Consider the following 16764-nt stretch of genomic DNA (forward strand, 5'->3'; position numbering starts at 1 on the left):
GATCGCGACACGTTTTAGCCGAAGCGAACTTGATCAAGGTGCAGCCCGCCTGCGAACATCACGCTAAGCGGCCACCTTCTGAAGAATGAAGCTGCGGGCCGCGCCCGCGTCACAAGAGGAATTTGTCATGAGCTATGATCTCGTTGTCATCGGTGCCGGCCCTGGCGGCTATGTCTGCGCCATCAAGGCTGCACAGCTTGGCCTCAAGACCGCGATCATCGAGAAGCGCGACACCTATGGCGGCACCTGCGTCAACGTTGGCTGCATCCCGTCCAAGGCGCTCCTGCACGCTACCGAGATGCTGCTTGAGGCACGTCACTCGTTCGACGCACTCGGCATCGAGATCTCCGAGCCGAAGGTGAACCTCGAAAAGCTGATGGCGCACCGCGCTAACACGGTCGATCAGAACACGAAGGGTCTGGTCTTCCTGATGAAGAAAAACAAGATCGACACCTTCCACGGGACCGGTTCGATCGTCGCTGCTGGCAAGGTCGCGGTAACCGCCGCTGACGGTTCGGTTCAGGAAGTCGAAGCCAAGAACATCGTTATCGCCACCGGCTCCGACGTTGCTGGCATTCCGGGTGTTGACGTCGAATTCGACGAAAAGATCATCGTCTCGTCCACCGGTGCTCTCCAGTTCGAGAAGGTCCCGGGTCACCTCGTCGTTGTCGGCGGCGGCGTCATCGGTCTTGAGCTCGGCTCGGTCTGGGCACGACTCGGTGCCAAGGTCACCGTTGTTGAATATCTGGACAAGATCCTCGGCGGAATGGACGGCGAGGTTTCCAAGCAGTTCCAGCGCATGCTGGCCAAACAGGGCATGGAATTCAAGCTCGGCGCCAAGGTCACCGGGGTTGCGAAGTCGGGTGAGGGTGCGACCGTCACATTTGAGCCTGTGAAGGGCGGTGACGCGGTTACGCTTTCGGCCGATGCAGTTCTCGTCTCGACCGGTCGCAAGCCGTACACGGACGGCCTGGGCCTTGAGAAGGCAGGTATCGAGCTGGATAATCGCGGCCGTGTAGTTGTTGATGCCAATTTGCAGACCAATGTACCGGGCGTCTTTGCGATCGGCGACGTGATTGCAGGCCCGATGCTTGCTCACAAGGCGGAAGAAGAAGGCGTCGCGCTTGCCGAGCGCCTTGCAGGCCAGGCAGGTCACGTCAATTACGACGTCATCCCGGGCGTGGTCTATACGAGCCCTGAAGTCGCCGCGGTTGGCAAGACTGAGGAAGAGCTCAAGACTGCGGGCGTGGCCTACAGCGTCGGCAAGTTCCCCTTCTCCGCAAACGGCCGCGCGCGCTCGATGCTGCAGACGGACGGCTTCGTGAAGGTTCTGGCCGACAAGGCGACTGATCGCGTTCTCGGCGTCCATATCGTCGGTTTTGGTGCCGGTGAGATGATCCACGAAGCTGCGGTGCTCATGGAATTCGGCGGTTCTTCGGAGGACCTGGCGCGCACGTGCCACGCCCACCCGACAATGTCAGAGGCCGTGAAGGAGGCCGCTCTCGCGACCTTCTCCAAGCCTATTCATATGTAATCACGCTTGCCCGTTACTGGGCAGGTGCAGGTGCCGGGGCGGCAGGTTCAGCAGGAGCCGGAGCCGCCTCTGGTGCGGGGGCAGGGGTCGCCGGAGCAGTTGTCTCCGGTGCTGCCGGAACCGCGCTAGGCGCGTCCATGGTCGCTGGTGCCTCATCACTCTGCTCTGGAATGACTGCTGTCGTTCCCGGATCGGTCGAAGGTCCGGTATTAAACGCAATCAACGCAATCACCAGCAGCACGGCGATCACGCCTGCAGCGATCAGCCCGCCGCGCCCACGCTCAGCCGCTGGAATGGGACGATCTGTAATTAGCGGGTCCGCTGCCGGGTCGCTGTATGGTGCCCCGGCACGGGGGTAGTTCGGGTCAAGACGAGGGTCTGTGCTTCTCGGATCAGTCATCATACTCTCCGTTGTTCACCGCCCCCTAATCGCGTACCTAACGCACCAAGATAGTTCGAAGTTCCTTCCCTCATGAGATGGTTTCAAGGGCTTCCCCCGACGCGGTTCTATGATAGCCAGTCAGCATGGCGCAGAAAAAAGCTCACGAAGTAGATTCCTGGCTGAAGAAGCCGGACCCGGATGTTCGCATCGTCCTGATCTACGGACCCGATCGTGGTCTGGTGTCCGAGCGTGCTTCGGCTTACGTCAAGCAATTGGGTCTTGATCCCGAAGATCCCTTCTCGTCCGTCAGGCTGGACGCAGCAGAAGTCGAAGCCTCGCCCGGCCGTCTGACGGATGAGGCAGGGACGGTTCCAATGTTTTCCGACCGCCGCCTTATCTGGATCAAGGGGGCAGCCAGCCAGAAGCAGCTGGTTGAAGAGGTAAAGCATCTCTCTGCTTCGCCTCCACAGGATGCGGTCATCCTGATTGAAGCGGGAGATCTTAAGAAGGGCGCAGGGCTCCGCGGCATCCTTGAACCTGCCGTACGTTGCATGGCGCTTCCCTGCTATGCAGATGAAGGCCGCTCGCTCGACTCTATCATTGATGAGGTTTTTTCGCGGGAGGGCTTGAGCATCGCGATGGATGCGCGTCACGCTCTAAAGGCCGGGCTCGGTGGGGACCGGATCGCAAGCCGTGGCGAGATCGAAAAGATTGCTCTCTACTGCCATGGCCAACGTGAGGTGACCCTCGCCGACATTGAAGCGATCAGCGGCAATGTCGCCGGAGTGAGCGTCGACGATGCTGTGGATGCAGTGCTGATCGGGAACGCGCCAAACTTCGATACTGCATTCACACGCCTGGTGGGATCGGGTTCGCCGGCTTTCCTGATCCTCGCAGGGGCAATGCGCCAGTTCCATGCCCTACAGATGATGCGCGCAGAAATGGATTCGTCCGGCAAGCCGGCATCCGCAGCAGTCGCATCCGCACGCCCGCCCGTTTTCTTTGCCAGACGCAAACTGGTGGAGTCTGCGCTTCAACGCTGGAATGCTGCTTCTATCGCGCGGGCGCTGGAGCGCCTTCAGGCGGCAGTTCTCCTGACACGCCAGCGGCCGGATCTGACAGAAGCGACCGCAAGACAGGCGCTGATCGCGCTTGTAGTAGAGGCGGGGAGGGGCAGGCGGTAAAACCGCCCCATTAATTTAGCTCCGCAGACGGTGGCAGATTTCGTCGAGCTGCTCGAGCGTCTTGTAGGCGATGCGAAGTTCGCCGCCTTTCTTGCCATGATTGATCGCGACCCGCAGTCCGATAATATCCGTCAGCGTCTTTTCAAGAGCCACGGTGTCCGCGTCCTTTTCCACGGGGCCCTTGGTCTCTCGCTCCGGAGCCGGCTCAGCCGGCTGCTGGGCAAGTGCTTCGGCCTGACGGACCGAAAGACCCTCTTCCACAATCCGCCTTGCGAGCGTGACCGGATCTTCTGCCGTTACCAGTGTTCGGGCATGTCCGGCTGACAAGATCCCATCGACCAGCATCTGGCGCACTTCATCCGGCAGCTTCAAAAGGCGCAACGTATTTGCAACGTGGCTGCGGCTCTTGCCAATCACTTGGCCAAGATCGGCCTGGGTGTAGTTATGATCATCGATAAGCTGTTGATATCCAAGCGCTTCTTCGACTGCGTTGAGGTCGGCGCGCTGGACGTTCTCGATGATTGCGAGCTCAAGTGCGACGCGGTCATCAACGTCACGGATGATTACGGGAAGTTCTGCCAGACCCGCACGCTGCGCTGCCCTCCAGCGCCTTTCCCCGGCGATGATTTCATACCGCCCGGCCGGTGTGGTGCGCACAACCACCGGCTGAACGACGCCATGCTCGCGGATCGACTGAGCGAGATCACTCAGTTCGTCCTCGCCAAAACTACGGCGTGGGTTGCGCGGGTTGGGTGCAACGAACTCGATCGGAACCTTGTTGTCAGCCCCGATGCGCGGTGTGGCAGCCGTCGCGGCTTCAACCGGCTTATCCATCTCACCGATAAGCGCGGCGAGGCCACGTCCCAATCTGCGTCTTGATGGATCTTCGCTCATACCCGTGCCCGTCTCATTTCATTGGTGGAACGCATCGGATCAGGCAGCGCGCAGCTGCCGTTCCCGCCGAATGACTTCGGAAGCCAATTGAAGATAGGCCTGACTTCCAGTGCATTTCAGGTCGTACAAGATCGCTGGCTTTCCATGCGAAGGCGCCTCCGAAACACGAACGTTTCTGGGGATGACAGTGTCGTAAACCTTGTCGCCCATATGAGCACGCACGTCTTCGACGACCTGATTGGCCAGATTGTTACGCCCGTCAAACATCGTCAGCACAATACCCTGGATCGACAGGCCCGGATTGATCGAGCTACGGATCTGCTCAACTGTCTGAAGAAGCTGGCTCAAACCTTCCAGCGCAAAGAATTCACACTGAAGCGGAACCAGCACTGAATCAGCGGCGGCCATCGAATTCAGCGTCAGCAAGTTCAAGGATGGCGGACAGTCAATCAGGACATACGAATATCCGGCACCTTCGGTCGCAGATCGACGCAGCGCATTGCGCAGCCGCAGAACGCGATCCGGAGCAGAGGCAATCTCCATTTCGATGCCGAGAAGATCGAGGGTCGAGGCGATGATCGACAGCCCCGGCACTGCGGTATCAATGGCTGCGTCCATGACACCGGCGTGGCCGGTCAACAGATCGTAGGACGAAACCTCACGTTCTTGACGATCAATGCCCAGGCCGGTCGACGCATTGCCCTGAGGATCCAGATCAACGATCAGAACCTTCTCGCCGATGGCTGCCAATGCGGTCGCGAGATTGATCGTGGTCGTCGTCTTGCCGACGCCGCCCTTCTGATTGGCAACCGTTATGATCCGTGGGAGCGCTACCATATTGTTTCCAGCCATTCTGTTGATCAGGTCTCAGCCGAAACATTCGCGTCTGTAAGTCGCGAAATTTCCAGGATTCGACTCGTTGAATCGATCCTGCTCTCATGTTGTACCAGATCGAATCCGTAGGCGTAACGACTTTCCTCCACCTCTGCGGCATATTCCCGACCTTTATGAAACAAGGCGGTAGCGCCCTGTTGCAACCAGGGTTGCGAGAGCTTGATGAGGAGGGGCAGCGGCGCTAGCGCGCGTGCAGTAACGATCTGGGGCTGCGAAACTTTGCCGACGGCCTGCTCGATGCGGGAAACGTGAACCTTTGCACGTGCATCGAGCGATGCGAGGACAGACCTCAGAAACGCGGCTTTCTTGTTGTTGCTTTCGACAAGTTCGATTCGTGCCCCCGGGCGTTCGCGCAGGATCACCGCCATGACCGCACCTGGAAAACCGCCGCCAGAACCCAAGTCTAGCCATTGGAGTGCATCCGGTGCGAGGGCAGCCAGCTGCGCGCTATCGAGAATATGTCTTTGCCAAAGCGCATCAATCGTTGATGGTGCAGCAAGATTAATGCGGCTGTTCCAGCGTTTGAACTCGGATTCAAACTTCTCCAGGCGCTCAAAAGTTTCACGTGAAACTCCGGGAATCACATCCTGGAGCTGCTCGAATTTGCTCATTACGCGGCACCTTTTTCCCGCGCATGATGCTGAAGCGCTGATACCAATATTGCCAATGCTGCCGGTGTCATCCCGTCGATACGCTGAGCATCCGCCAATGATCGCGGACGCCGCGACATCAATTTCTGCTGGAGTTCATTCGACAGGCCGGGCAATGATCCAAAATCCAGATCGTCTGGAATGAGGCGTTCCTGCTCTCGCCGAAGCACCGCAAGATCGGATTGTTGTCGGTCCAGATAAACCGCGTAGCGCGCTTCCGTCTCCAGACGCTCGGCAGTTTTCTCGTCAAGATTTCCAAGCTCAGGCCAGATTTGAACCAGCCGCGCCAGATCAATCTCCGGGTAGGAAAGCAGGTCATAGGCCGATCGGCGTTGCCCATCGCGGTTGAGCGACAAACCGAATTTGGCTGCCGCGTTTGGCGTGAGCGTCAAACTCTTCGCCTGATCGCGGGCCTGGTTCAGATCATTCTGTACCGCTGCAAATTTCACCCGCCGCTCGCCACCGATTAACCCAAGTTCCAGTCCTCGTGGTGTCAGTCTTTCGTCTGCATTGTCCGCACGCAGCGAAAGCCTGAACTCGGCTCGCGAGGTGAACATGCGGTAGGGCTCACTGACGCCGCGTGTCACGAGGTCGTCGATCATGACGCCAATATACGCATCGCCGCGACCAAACACGATCGCATCCTGATTTCCGGCTTTCCGGGCGGCGTTCAGTCCAGCCATGATGCCTTGCGCCCCGGCTTCTTCATATCCGGTTGTGCCGTTGATCTGTCCGGCAAGAAATAGACCCGGCACGCGACGTGTTTCTAGCGATGGATGAAGCTCGCGTGGATCGACATGATCGTATTCGATCGCATAAGCGTATTGGAGGATTGTCGCTTTCTCGAGCCCAGGTACAGACGCTACCAATTCGTCCTGCGCGTCTTTAGGCAGCGAGGTGGAGATGCCGTTCGGATACACGGTATGATCATCCAGGCCTTCCGGCTCCAGGAAGATCTGATGCCCGTCACGGTCGCCAAACTTGACGATCTTATCTTCAATCGACGGGCAGTAGCGGGGGCCAATGCCCTCGATGTTTCCCGAATACATCGCGGTGCGCAAAAGATTGTCACGAACGATCTGGTGGGTACGCTCTGTTGTCCGGGTGATACCGCATTCGATTTGCGGCGTGGTGATCTTCTCTGTCAGAAGAGAGAAGGGCACCAGCTCATCATCTGCTGCCTGCATCTGCAGGGAGGCCCAATCAATTGTGCGCCCATCAAGACGTGCCGGCGTGCCGGTCTTCAAACGACCAAGCTCAAACCCGACTTCCGTCATTGTTCGCGACAGACCCGTGGAAGCTTTTTCACCCATCCGGCCGGCGGGGAAGCGCTCCTGGCCTATATGGATCAGACCACGCAGAAAGGTACCAGTAGTCAGCACAACAGCAGAACATTTGATCTTGCTGCCATTCGTCAACCGAACACCCGCAATCCGGCCATCAATCAAAATGAGGTCATCCACCTCACCCTCAATGACCTCAAGTCCCTCCTGCGCTGCAATTGCGTCCTGCATGGCCAGTTTGTACAGCTTGCGATCGGCCTGCGTTCGCGGTCCACGTACTGCCGGACCTTTGCGCCGGTTCAGCATTCTGAACTGGATGCCGGCCTGATCGGCGACGCGTCCCATCAAACCGTCGAGCGCATCAATCTCGCGAACGAGGTGTCCTTTGCCCAGACCACCAATCGCCGGATTGCATGACATGACGCCTATCGTATCGCGCTTCATTGTGACGAGCGCGGTGTTTGCCCCGACGCGCGCAGCCGCAGCCGCCGCTTCGCAGCCAGCATGTCCGCCGCCGACGACGACCACATCATAATGCATCGACATGTCTCATACCTCTTTGCCGCAGGCATTGGGTCGCGAATATCCGCGAGTCAAGCGGAATCTCGGTGTTTCACGTGAAACTTTTCCACTGCGAGCAAACTGTGTGTTTCACGTGAATCATTTGCCAATGCAGAATTCGGAGAATATCACGCCGAGCAATTCTTCGGAATCCACGGCGCCAACAATCTTGCCGAGCGCGTACTCAGCCAATCGCAATTCCTCAGCCCGCAGTTCGAGATCAAGGGCGTCCGACTGAGCTGCGACTTGAAGGTGCGATGCCGCGCGACGCAATAGGGAAACCTGGCGCGCGCGCGTTGGAACAACGCCTTCGGCGGGTTGAGCAGCCTCAGCTGCTATCTTTCGGATCGCTTCCTCAAGTTCGTCCACGCCAGCACCAGTACGCGCGGCAATTGCCAAATCATGGGTTGAACCTGCGAGGTGGCGGATATCCGCTTTCGTTGCGATTTTCAAATCTGGACAATCGGCATCGATCTTCACTGGCTCACCTGTGCCATCGTCAAGATGCAAGATGAGGTCCGCTGTTCTCGTGGCCTCAAGTGCTCGGTCGACACCGATGCGCTCGACCACATCATCCGTGTCCCGCAGCCCTGCCGTATCAGTCAGGATGATCTTGAGCCCAGAAAGATCAAGCGTCACTTCTACGAGGTCGCGCGTCGTGCCCGGAATATCGGTAACAATTGCAACGTCGCGTTTTGCCAGCACGTTCAGAAGGCTGGACTTTCCGGCATTCGGTCTGCCGGCCAGAACAACGCGAAATCCCTCACGCACAATCTCGCCTGCACGATACCCATCAATATGGTTAAGGATGTCTTGATGAAGGGCCTGGACACTCGACCAGACCTGATCGGAGACTGATCCAGGAACATCTGCCTCATCGGCAAAATCAAGTTCGGCTTCAATCAGGGCCCTCGCATTGAGAAGTGAGCGTCGCCACCCTTGATAGAGATCGCGCTGCTTTCCATCGGCATTCGCAATCGCAAGCCGCCGCTGTAGCTCAGTCTCTGCAGAAATCAGATCCGACAGTGCCTCGGCTGCGGTGAGGTCCATCTTGCCATTCAGGAATGCCCGACGGCTGAATTCGCCGGCTTCTGCGAGGCGTGTATCATCAAAGGTAGACAGTTCCTGAAGGATTGCTGCAACGGTCGCCTTACCACCATGCACCTGGAGCTCCGCCACGTCCTCACCCGTGAAGCTGGCCGGTGCCTGAAAATAGAGAACCAAGGCGTGATCGAGCAGGATGCCACTTTTTGTGCGTAGCTCGCGCAATGCCGCGCTCCTTGCAGCAGGAACCGCAACAGCCATTTGCCGGAGAATGTTTTGAACCGCAGGGCCGGAAATGCGGATGACGGCAACGCCAGAAGGAAGCGCACCGGACGACAGAGCGTATATCGTTTCCCTGAACAAATTTCTCACTCGATATGGTTGTCTTGGAAAAGCAATACGCGTCTGCTCATCCCAAGAGAAGTGGTCGCAGCCAGCATGGGCCGGACGACCAAAAGATATATCTTCAATCCATAGCGCGGCTGATCGCCGGTTGGACCTAGATATATCGTCGCGATCACTTTTGCTACGCAGGCTACAAATGGGAGTACCGCATCTGTGGTGGAGGCGCGAGCGGGTCGCCAGGCGTGCGATTTGATGTCTTTATTTCGGCCCCGAATCGATTCCTTTAAACCCGCACTAGGCGCAACAAAAAAGCGCGCCTCGCGGCGCGCTCTCGAAGATCGAAAATTTGTGCCGATCAGGTGTTCATTGAGTCGAAGAAGTCCGCATTGTTCTTCGTCTGCTTCAGCTTGTCGATGAGGAACTCGATCGCATCGGTGGTGCCCATCGGGGCGAGGATGCGGCGCAGGACGAAAATCTTCTGCAGATCCTGGCGCTTGACCAAGAGGTCCTCCTTACGGGTACCGGACTTGAGGATGTCCATTGCCGGGAAGATACGCTTGTCCGCGACCTTGCGATCAAGAACAATTTCCGAGTTACCCGTGCCCTTGAACTCTTCGAAGATGACTTCGTCCATGCGGCTGCCCGTATCGATCAGGGCCGTCGCGATGATGGTCAGCGAACCGCCTTCCTCAATGTTGCGCGCAGCACCGAAGAAGCGCTTCGGACGCTGGAGCGCATTGGCGTCGACACCACCGGTCAAAACCTTGCCTGATGAAGGGACAACCGTGTTGTAGGCTCGGCCAAGGCGGGTGATCGAGTCCAGCAGGATGACCACGTCGCGCCCATGCTCGACAAGGCGCTTTGCCTTTTCAATGACCATTTCGGCGACCTGAACGTGGCGGACAGCCGGCTCGTCGAAGGTCGAGGACACAACCTCACCCTTCACCGAGCGTTGCATGTCGGTCACTTCTTCCGGACGCTCGTCGATCAAGAGAACGATGAGATAGGCTTCCGGGTGATTGGTCGCGATCGCATGCGCAATGTTTTGCAGCAGGACCGTCTTACCCGTACGCGGCGGGGCGACGATCAGACCGCGCTGACCCTTGCCGAGTGGTGCGACCAGATCGATAACACGGGCCGACAGATCCTTCTTGGTCGGATCGTCGATCTCCATCCGCAGTCGCTCATTCGGGTAGAGCGGCGTTAGATTGTCAAAGTGGATCTTGTGGCGGATCTTTTCGGGATCCTCGAAATTGATCGTGTTGACCTTCAGCAGTGCGAAATAGCGCTCGCCTTCCTTGGGGCTGCGGATCGGTCCCTCGACCGTGTCGCCGGTCTTCAGCGAAAAGCGACGGATCTGCGAGGGCGAGATATAGATATCGTCCGGACCCGGCAGATAGTTGGCATTGGCGGAGCGCAGGAAACCGAAGCCGTCCTGAAGCACTTCAACGACGCCTTCACCGATGATCTCGACGTCTTGCGCTGCCAGCTTCTTCAAAATCGCGAACATCAGTTCCTGCTTGCGCAGAACGCTGGCGTTCTCGACCTCGAGCGATTCAGCGAACGCGATAAGGTCGGTCGGACTCTTGCTCTTGAGCTCTTGTAGTTTCATTTCCTGCATGATGCGGACTCTGATGGCGAGTAAGAAGGTGCGGGCGTCGGTGCGCTTGAAGAGCGTCGATGGTGACTAAAAGCACTACGCCATGCGGGGGAAGGGACCCCACTCATAACGTTCCTTACGTCAAAGCGCAACACAGGAATTTGGTTCCCGCTGACGCCAAATATGATTGGGTCGGAAAGTTTGCGTCGAGAAGTCGGAAATCAGAAGGGTTTGACGATCACGAGGATGACGATTGCCACCATCAGAACCGTCGGAACCTCGTTGATAATCCGCCAATGGCGGGAATTTTTGACGTTCTTGTCTTCGGCAAAACGGCGAACGGAAGCGGAGAGATAGCCATGGATCGCGGAGAGCGCCACGACAGCGGTCAGCTTGGCATGCAGCCAGCCGCCTGAAAAACCAAACATGCTCCAGGCCATCCAGAGGCCAAGAACCCAGGACACCATCATCGCCGGGTTGATGATGGCGCGAAGAAGGCGTCGCTCCATCACCTTGAAGGTTTCGGATTTCTCGGAACCAATCTCCGCCTCGGCATGGTAGACGAAAAGCCGGGGCAGGTAGAGCATCCCGGCCATCCACGAAATCACGGCGATGACGTGGAAAGCCTTGATCCATGGGTAGAGCCCGACCGGATTCAACCAGAACAGCAGCGCCGTCGCCACCGCGAATATCGCGAGCGCTATGACGGCACGGATCGCCGGTTTTCCGGTTGTTTCAGCCAAGTTAGGCCTTTCGGACGAGTTCTACCATTCGCGCCACATGCGGAATCGGGGTCTGCGGCGTGATACCATGGCCGAGGTTGAACACCAACGGGCCATTTCCAAGCTCGCCCAAAATGGCTTCAACCCCTTCATCGAGAGCCCGTCCGCCCGCAACGAGGCGCATCGGATCGAGATTGCCCTGAACTGCGCCCTCGCTCTGAAGCTTCCTTGCCTGTCCCCATGGCACCGACCAGTCAAGACCAAGCGCAGTTACACCGGTCTTGGCACGATAGGTATCGTAGAGCGATCCGGCCCCCTTCGGGAAGCCGATGATCGGCGTGTCGGGATAGACCGCACGAACGCGGCGCACGATTTCCGCGACCGGCTGCACGCAGCACAGCTCGAAGGTTGCCTCGTCCAGCACGCCCGACCAGGAGTCGAAAATCTGGACCGCATCTGCGCCAGCCTCGATCTGCCGGATCAGATATTCGGCGGATTTTTCTGCAAGCAACTGCAGCAGCGCCCGCATTTCCTCAGGATGGCTGTAGGCGAAGAGACGGGCAGGTGCCTGATCAGGCGTCCCGTGCCCGGCGATCATGTAGGTCGCCACTGTCCAGGGTGCGCCACAAAAACCCAGCAAGGTCGTTTCTTCGGGAAGCTCCCGGCGCAGTCGACGAACCGTCTCGTAGACCGCCTCAAGATTCACGTGAAACGCTCCGGGATCGAGTTGGCTAACTTCCTCAGCCTTGATCGGCGTCATCAGCGGGCCACGTCCTTCCTCGAAACGCAAATCACGTCCGAGAGCGTGAGGGACGACGAGAATATCTGAAAACAGGATCGAAGCGTCAAAGCCGAAGCGACGGATCGGCTGGAGTGTGACCTCGACCGCGAAATCCGGATTGTAGCAAAGGTCCAGGAACCCCCCGGCGTCAACGCGAGATTGGCGATATTCAGGCAGGTAGCGGCCAGCCTGACGCATCATCCAGATCGGGGGCGGGAATACGGTTTCGCCCTTCAGTACATCAACCACAATCCGCTTGGGGGCCATGCTTTGTCCTCACCGTCTATCTGCCAAACAAACAAATAGATTCTTCTGAGAAAGGAATCTTTTGATTCTTAGACTCTGTTGGAATCCGTGATTACGGTTTCATCCACGTTCGAGACGCAAACTGCAACGCGCAAAGCGACGCAAGCGGCTTGGGCACGGGATTGCGTAATATCGGGGATAACCCTGAATCCCCGTTTCAGATCAATATCTTCGCAAGCGAGCGAATTGCGAAAATTTAGGCGCTCTGTTCATAGATAGGGAATATCCCCAAAGTCGTCCACATGACGTCGTTCGATTGCACACTGGGCAAGTTTGTGGACAAGTCGGTGTTTGATACAGTCGTTTTCCCCAGCGGCGCCAAAAGGGCTCACTTATCCACACTTACCAACAGGACCCGGGCCAAAGCTGTGAACAAGCCTCAAAGCTTCTTTCATCTGCACCTGATTTCGGACGCCACTGGCGAGACCTTGATCGCCGCAGGACGTGCTGCGGCCGCGCAATACAAGGGCGCGCGGGCGATCGAACATATCTATCCGCTGATCCGAACGGAGCGTCAGCTGCTGAGCGTGCTCGAAGAAATCGACAATGCGCCAGGCATAGTGCTCTACACCGTGGTTGATCAGGAGCTGGCCTCCCTGATCGATCGGCGCTGCGCCGAGATGGGTTTGCCGTGTGTCTCGGTGCTTGAACCGGTGCTTGCGGTCTTCCAATCCTATCTAGGCGCACCAGCCGGTCGCCGTGTGGGCGCACAGCATGTCCTCGATGCGGATTATTTTCGTCGCATCGAGGCTCTGAACTTCACCATGGAGCACGATGACGGCCAGCTTATCCACGAGGTGGGGGATGCCGATGTCGTGCTGGTGGGGATTTCACGAACCTCGAAGACGCCGACCAGCATCTATCTCGCCAACAGAGGCATCAAGACCGCCAATTTGCCAATTGTAATGGGCGTCCCGGTACCTGACAGCGTCATCCACGCCGAAAAGCCTTTGATCGTTGGGCTGATCGCTACGGCTGAACGAATTTCTCACGTGCGCACGAACCGCATTTTGGGCACATCGATCGGATTTGATACCCAAAGCTACGTTGACCGTACCGTGATTGCGCAGGAACTTGGCTATATGCGCCAGCTGTGCTCCCGCCATGGCTGGCCGATCATCGATGTCAGCCGGCGTTCGATTGAAGAAACGGCCGCGGCAATCGTTGCATTGCGTGGCAAGGCACGCTAACCGCCCGTCAACAAGGAGGCCACATGTCTGACGCTATCGTATTGGCTTCGGGAAGTCCGTTCCGGAGAAAGATGCTCGCCGATGCCGGACTGTCTTTTGAGCAGGACAAGCCCGAGATTGATGAGCGCGCAGTGGAAAAGGCGGTGGAAGGTGCCGGGCTGACCCCCGAGGATCTCGCCTCCATTCTTGCGGAGGCGAAGGCTTTGGATGTCGCGCAGCGCCATCCGGGCAAGCTCGTCATTGGAACCGACCAGACCTTGTCGTTGGAAGAAGACGTGCTGCACAAGCCGAAGGATATGGAAGAGGCCCGCCGCCGCCTGCTTCTGCTTTCGGGCAAGACCCACCAGCTCAACAGCGCCGTCGTGTTGGTGAGGGATGGTGAAGTTCTGTGGCGTCATGTCGGAATCGCGCGTCTGACGATGCGACATCTCGATCCCGGTTTCATCGGCCGGCATTTGTCCGGCGTCGGCGACAAGGCACTGTCGAGCGTCGGCGCCTATCAGATCGAAGGTGAGGGCATCCAACTCTTCGAGCGTATTGAGGGTGACCATTTCACCATCGTCGGTCTGCCCCTTCTTCCCCTTCTCTCTAAACTGCGAGATCTTGGAGCCATTGATGGCTGACACAGGCAAAAAAGCATTCATAATCGGCCATCCCGTCGCGCATTCGCGCTCGCCAATGATCCATGGATATTGGCTGAAGCAGCATGGCATTGCCGGCAGCTATGAGCGGATCGACGTGGATCCGCTGCATGTGGAAGCTTTTCTTAGTGCATTGCCTGCCAGCGGCTTTGCCGGCGGAAATGTGACGATCCCGCATAAGAAAGCAGCATTTGGCGCTGCCGACGTCATCGATGAAGCCGCCGAACTGATCGGCGCGGCGAACACGCTCTGGCTCGAAGATGGCAAGCTTCATGCCAGCAATACGGATGCTTTCGGCTTTTCATCGGACCTTGACCAGCGCGCTGAAAACTGGCGCGAGGCTGAAACAGCTCTGGTTCTTGGTGCTGGTGGCGCCGCGCGCGCTATCCTCTTTGCTCTGGAACAGGCCGGGTTCAAGAATATTCACGTCGTCAATCGGACGGTGGCACGCGCACAGGAATTGGCAGATCGCTTCGGCGAACGCGTCAGTGCGCACGGCTTTGACGCCGTCAACGAACTGGCTCAGGATGCCCGCCTTGTCGTGAACACGACGGCTCTCGGCATGGGTGGCAAGGGCGAACTGCCCCTGGATGTGTCGAATCTTCCATCCGATGGGACAGCCGTGGACATTGTTTATACCCCGCTTGAGACCCCGTTTTTGGCCGCCGCCGCGAAACACGGTCTTCGCACGATAGACGGTCTTGGCATGTTGCTGCATCAGGCCATTCCCGGATTTGAGAAGTGGTTCGGCGTTCGCCCGCGGGTCACGGACGATCTGCGCAATCTGGTGGTTGCCGATCTTCACGGCGGGCAGGGATGATCGTCCTTGGACTCACCGGCTCGATCGGCATGGGCAAATCGACGACGGCCCAAATGTTCGAGGAAGAAGGTGTGCCGGTGCATGATTCAGATGCGACCGTGCACCGGCTTTATCGTGGTGCCGCGGTAGAACCGATACGCGCTCGATTTCCGGACGCGGTCGTCGATAATGTCGTCAACCGCGAGAAACTCGCCGCCGCAGTGTTGGGCAATGCTGCCGCCATGAAAGATCTTGAGGCCATTGTTCATCCGCTCGTGCGGGCAGAGACCGACGCCTTTCTTTCTCATCATCGGGAAGCTGGAACAGCGATTGTCGTTCTCGACATCCCGCTTTTGTTCGAAACGGATGGTCAATCGCGGGTTGACCAGATTGTCGTCGTCACGGCTCCGGCCGAAATTCAGCGCGAGCGTGTTCTCGCGCGACCTGGAATGAGCGAGGAAAAATTCGAGGCAATCCTGAAGCGCCAGCTTCCAGATGCTGAAAAGCGCGCCCGTGCTGATTTTGTAATCGACACCGGCGCCGGGATGGAAGCAGCGCGTGCGCAGGTCAGAGATATCGTTGGACGACTTGGCGGCCAACACGGCTGATCATTGCCTTTGTGGCGCGAGACGGCGATTTTGCATCCTATGGAGCTTTTGAATGCGTGAGATCATCTTCGATACTGAAACCACCGGCCTTGATTCCCGTGAAGATAGGATCATCGAGTTCGGCGGGATCGAGATGGTCAACAAATTCCCGACCGGTCGCACCTTCCATCAATACATCAATCCGGAAGGACGGCAGGTTCATCCGGACGCTCTTGCCGTGCATGGCATCAGTGATGAGCAGCTGGTGGGGCAGCCCACCTTCAAGGAAGTTGCCCCGGCCCTTGTCGAATTTCTCGATGGTGCAATCCTGATCGCTCATAATGCGAATTTCGACATCGGCTTCTTGAATGCCGAGTTTGCACGTCTTGGCCGCCCCGCGATCGATCCCGGCGTCGTTGTCGATACGCTCGCGCTTGCAAAGCGCAAGCATCCGATGGGGCCGAATTCACTGGATGCGCTTTGCCGCCGTTATGGCATCGATAACAGCCATCGTACCAAGCACGGCGCGCTGCTGGACTCCGAGCTGCTGGCGGAAGTCTATATCGAGCTGATGGGTGGCAAGCAGGCGACCTTCAGCCTGGATGCACAGGTCGAAACGAGCGCTTCCGTCACTGAAACTGAAACGATTTCGGTTATTCGCAAGCGCGAACGCCCGCTCTTACCCCGGTTGAGCCTCGATGAGATCGAAGCGCACCGAAAGCTGGTAGACACGCTCGGATCGGCGGCGATCTGGAAAGAGGTGGAGCCAGCCTACCGCGATCAGCTGGCAGCTGAATAAAACAAAGGCCCGATCATGCCGGGCCTTTTTCTTTTGTCACCTGAGGGTGAGAACTTTACGCAGTACCGACTGGCTGTGCCTTGGCCTGTTCCTGCGCGACGCGCTGCTGGAACATCTGCGCGAAATCGATCGGATCGATCATCAGCGGCGGGAAGCCACCATTGCGGGTGCAGTCGGCAACGATCTGGCGGGCGAACGGGAACAGGATCCGCGGGCATTCGATGAACAGGATCGGCAGCATGTGCTCCTGCGGGAAGCCGGCAACGCGGAAAACGCCACCATAGATCAGCTCGACATTGAACAGGACCTGGTCGCCGTCGGTTGCCTTGGCGTTCATCGTCAGCTGAACGTCATATTCGTGTTCGGCAACCGGATTGGCGGTAACGTTCACGTTGATATTGATGTTTGGGGCCTTGTCGCGCGCACGAAGCGAGGCCGGAGCCAGCGGGCTCTCGAACGACAGGTCTTTTACATACTGAACCAGAACGTTGAGCGCCGGAGCAGCGCCATTGCCAGCTTGCGGAGCGGCGGCAGGCTTGGTTTCGTCGGTTTGATTGGCCATCAGCCG

17 protein-coding genes are annotated in these 16764 nt (G+C 58.0%); 7 read left to right on the forward strand and 10 right to left on the reverse strand.

Translation table 11 applies throughout. The annotated features are described in order from the left end of the window. Positions 1-127: 127 nt before the first annotated feature. Positions 128-1534, forward strand: a complete 1407-nt coding sequence (gene lpdA / locus IOD40_RS15855; RefSeq protein WP_198477671.1) for a dihydrolipoyl dehydrogenase — start codon at positions 128-130, stop codon at positions 1532-1534. A gap of 13 nt (positions 1535-1547) precedes the next feature. On the opposite strand, the gene IOD40_RS15860 is transcribed toward lpdA, so the two are convergent. Beyond that, positions 1548-1934 carry a hypothetical protein gene (locus IOD40_RS15860; protein ID WP_198477672.1) on the reverse strand — a complete coding sequence of 129 codons (387 nt, stop codon included), beginning with the start codon at positions 1932-1934 and terminating at the stop codon, positions 1548-1550. A gap of 125 nt (positions 1935-2059) precedes the next feature. Here IOD40_RS15860 and holA point away from each other — a divergent pair, with 125 nt between their 5' ends. After that, positions 2060-3100 carry a DNA polymerase III subunit delta gene (gene holA / locus IOD40_RS15865; RefSeq protein WP_198477673.1) on the forward strand — a complete coding sequence of 347 codons (1041 nt, stop codon included), beginning with the start codon at positions 2060-2062 and terminating at the stop codon, positions 3098-3100. Positions 3101-3115: 15 nt separating this feature from the next. On the opposite strand, the gene IOD40_RS15870 is transcribed toward holA, so the two are convergent. From IOD40_RS15870 to hemE, 8 genes are all read right to left on the reverse strand, one after another. Next, positions 3116-3994 (reverse strand): ParB/RepB/Spo0J family partition protein, encoded by an 879-nt coding sequence (locus IOD40_RS15870; protein ID WP_198477674.1) that lies wholly within the window; start codon positions 3992-3994, stop codon positions 3116-3118. A gap of 39 nt (positions 3995-4033) precedes the next feature. Further along, entirely contained in the window at positions 4034-4846 is an 813-nt protein-coding gene (locus tag IOD40_RS15875) for a ParA family protein (protein WP_407649213.1), read from the reverse strand. 8 nt (positions 4847-4854) lie between these two features. Continuing rightward, positions 4855-5499, reverse strand: a complete 645-nt coding sequence (rsmG, locus tag IOD40_RS15880) for a 16S rRNA (guanine(527)-N(7))-methyltransferase RsmG (RefSeq protein ID WP_198477676.1) — start codon at positions 5497-5499, stop codon at positions 4855-4857. Continuing rightward, positions 5499-7367, reverse strand: a complete 1869-nt coding sequence (gene mnmG / locus IOD40_RS15885; protein WP_198477677.1) for a tRNA uridine-5-carboxymethylaminomethyl(34) synthesis enzyme MnmG — start codon at positions 7365-7367, stop codon at positions 5499-5501. The genes rsmG and mnmG overlap by 1 nt, the downstream gene beginning before the upstream one ends. Positions 7368-7481: 114 nt before the next feature. Next, positions 7482-8789 (reverse strand): tRNA uridine-5-carboxymethylaminomethyl(34) synthesis GTPase MnmE, encoded by a 1308-nt coding sequence (gene mnmE / locus IOD40_RS15890; protein ID WP_198477678.1) that lies wholly within the window; start codon positions 8787-8789, stop codon positions 7482-7484. Positions 8790-9126: 337 nt separating this feature from the next. Continuing rightward, positions 9127-10392 (reverse strand): transcription termination factor Rho, encoded by a 1266-nt coding sequence (rho, locus tag IOD40_RS15895; protein ID WP_198477679.1) that lies wholly within the window; start codon positions 10390-10392, stop codon positions 9127-9129. A 200-nt stretch (positions 10393-10592) separates the two neighbouring features. Further along, the gene (hemJ, locus tag IOD40_RS15900; RefSeq protein WP_198477680.1) at positions 10593-11114 is read right to left on the reverse strand and encodes a protoporphyrinogen oxidase HemJ; all 522 of its coding nucleotides are present in this window, start codon (positions 11112-11114) and stop codon (positions 10593-10595) included. A 1-nt stretch (position 11115) separates the two neighbouring features. Continuing rightward, positions 11116-12141, reverse strand: a complete 1026-nt coding sequence (gene hemE / locus IOD40_RS15905; protein ID WP_198477681.1) for a uroporphyrinogen decarboxylase — start codon at positions 12139-12141, stop codon at positions 11116-11118. A gap of 407 nt (positions 12142-12548) precedes the next feature. Here hemE and IOD40_RS15910 point away from each other — a divergent pair, with 407 nt between their 5' ends. Genes IOD40_RS15910 through dnaQ form a run of 5 tightly spaced genes read left to right on the forward strand, consistent with a single transcriptional unit; the run spans position 12549 to position 16196 of the window. Beyond that, positions 12549-13370: a pyruvate, water dikinase regulatory protein gene (locus IOD40_RS15910; protein ID WP_198477682.1), complete on the forward strand. Its 822-nt coding sequence runs from the start codon at positions 12549-12551 to the stop codon at positions 13368-13370. A 23-nt stretch (positions 13371-13393) separates the two neighbouring features. Continuing rightward, positions 13394-13993, forward strand: a complete 600-nt coding sequence (locus tag IOD40_RS15915) for a Maf-like protein (protein ID WP_198477683.1) — start codon at positions 13394-13396, stop codon at positions 13991-13993. Then, a complete protein-coding gene (locus IOD40_RS15920; protein ID WP_198477684.1) occupies positions 13986-14831 on the forward strand; it encodes a shikimate dehydrogenase in 846 nt (281 codons plus the stop codon). Before IOD40_RS15915 ends, IOD40_RS15920 begins: the two co-directional genes overlap by 8 nt. Further along, positions 14828-15418 carry a dephospho-CoA kinase gene (gene coaE / locus IOD40_RS15925; protein WP_198477685.1) on the forward strand — a complete coding sequence of 197 codons (591 nt, stop codon included), beginning with the start codon at positions 14828-14830 and terminating at the stop codon, positions 15416-15418. Before IOD40_RS15920 ends, coaE begins: the two co-directional genes overlap by 4 nt. A 52-nt stretch (positions 15419-15470) precedes the next feature. Next, a complete protein-coding gene (gene dnaQ, locus IOD40_RS15930) occupies positions 15471-16196 on the forward strand; it encodes a DNA polymerase III subunit epsilon (protein WP_198477686.1) in 726 nt (241 codons plus the stop codon). 55 nt (positions 16197-16251) lie between these two features. Here the strand turns inward: dnaQ and secB are convergent, their stop codons facing one another. After that, positions 16252-16758, reverse strand: a complete 507-nt coding sequence (secB, locus tag IOD40_RS15935; protein WP_198477687.1) for a protein-export chaperone SecB — start codon at positions 16756-16758, stop codon at positions 16252-16254. Between the last annotated feature and the right edge of the window lie 6 nt (positions 16759-16764).

The sequence above is a fragment of the Aquamicrobium zhengzhouense genome (assembly GCF_016124105.1).
In the GTDB taxonomy this organism is placed as follows: domain Bacteria; phylum Pseudomonadota; class Alphaproteobacteria; order Rhizobiales; family Rhizobiaceae; genus Aerobium; species Aerobium zhengzhouense.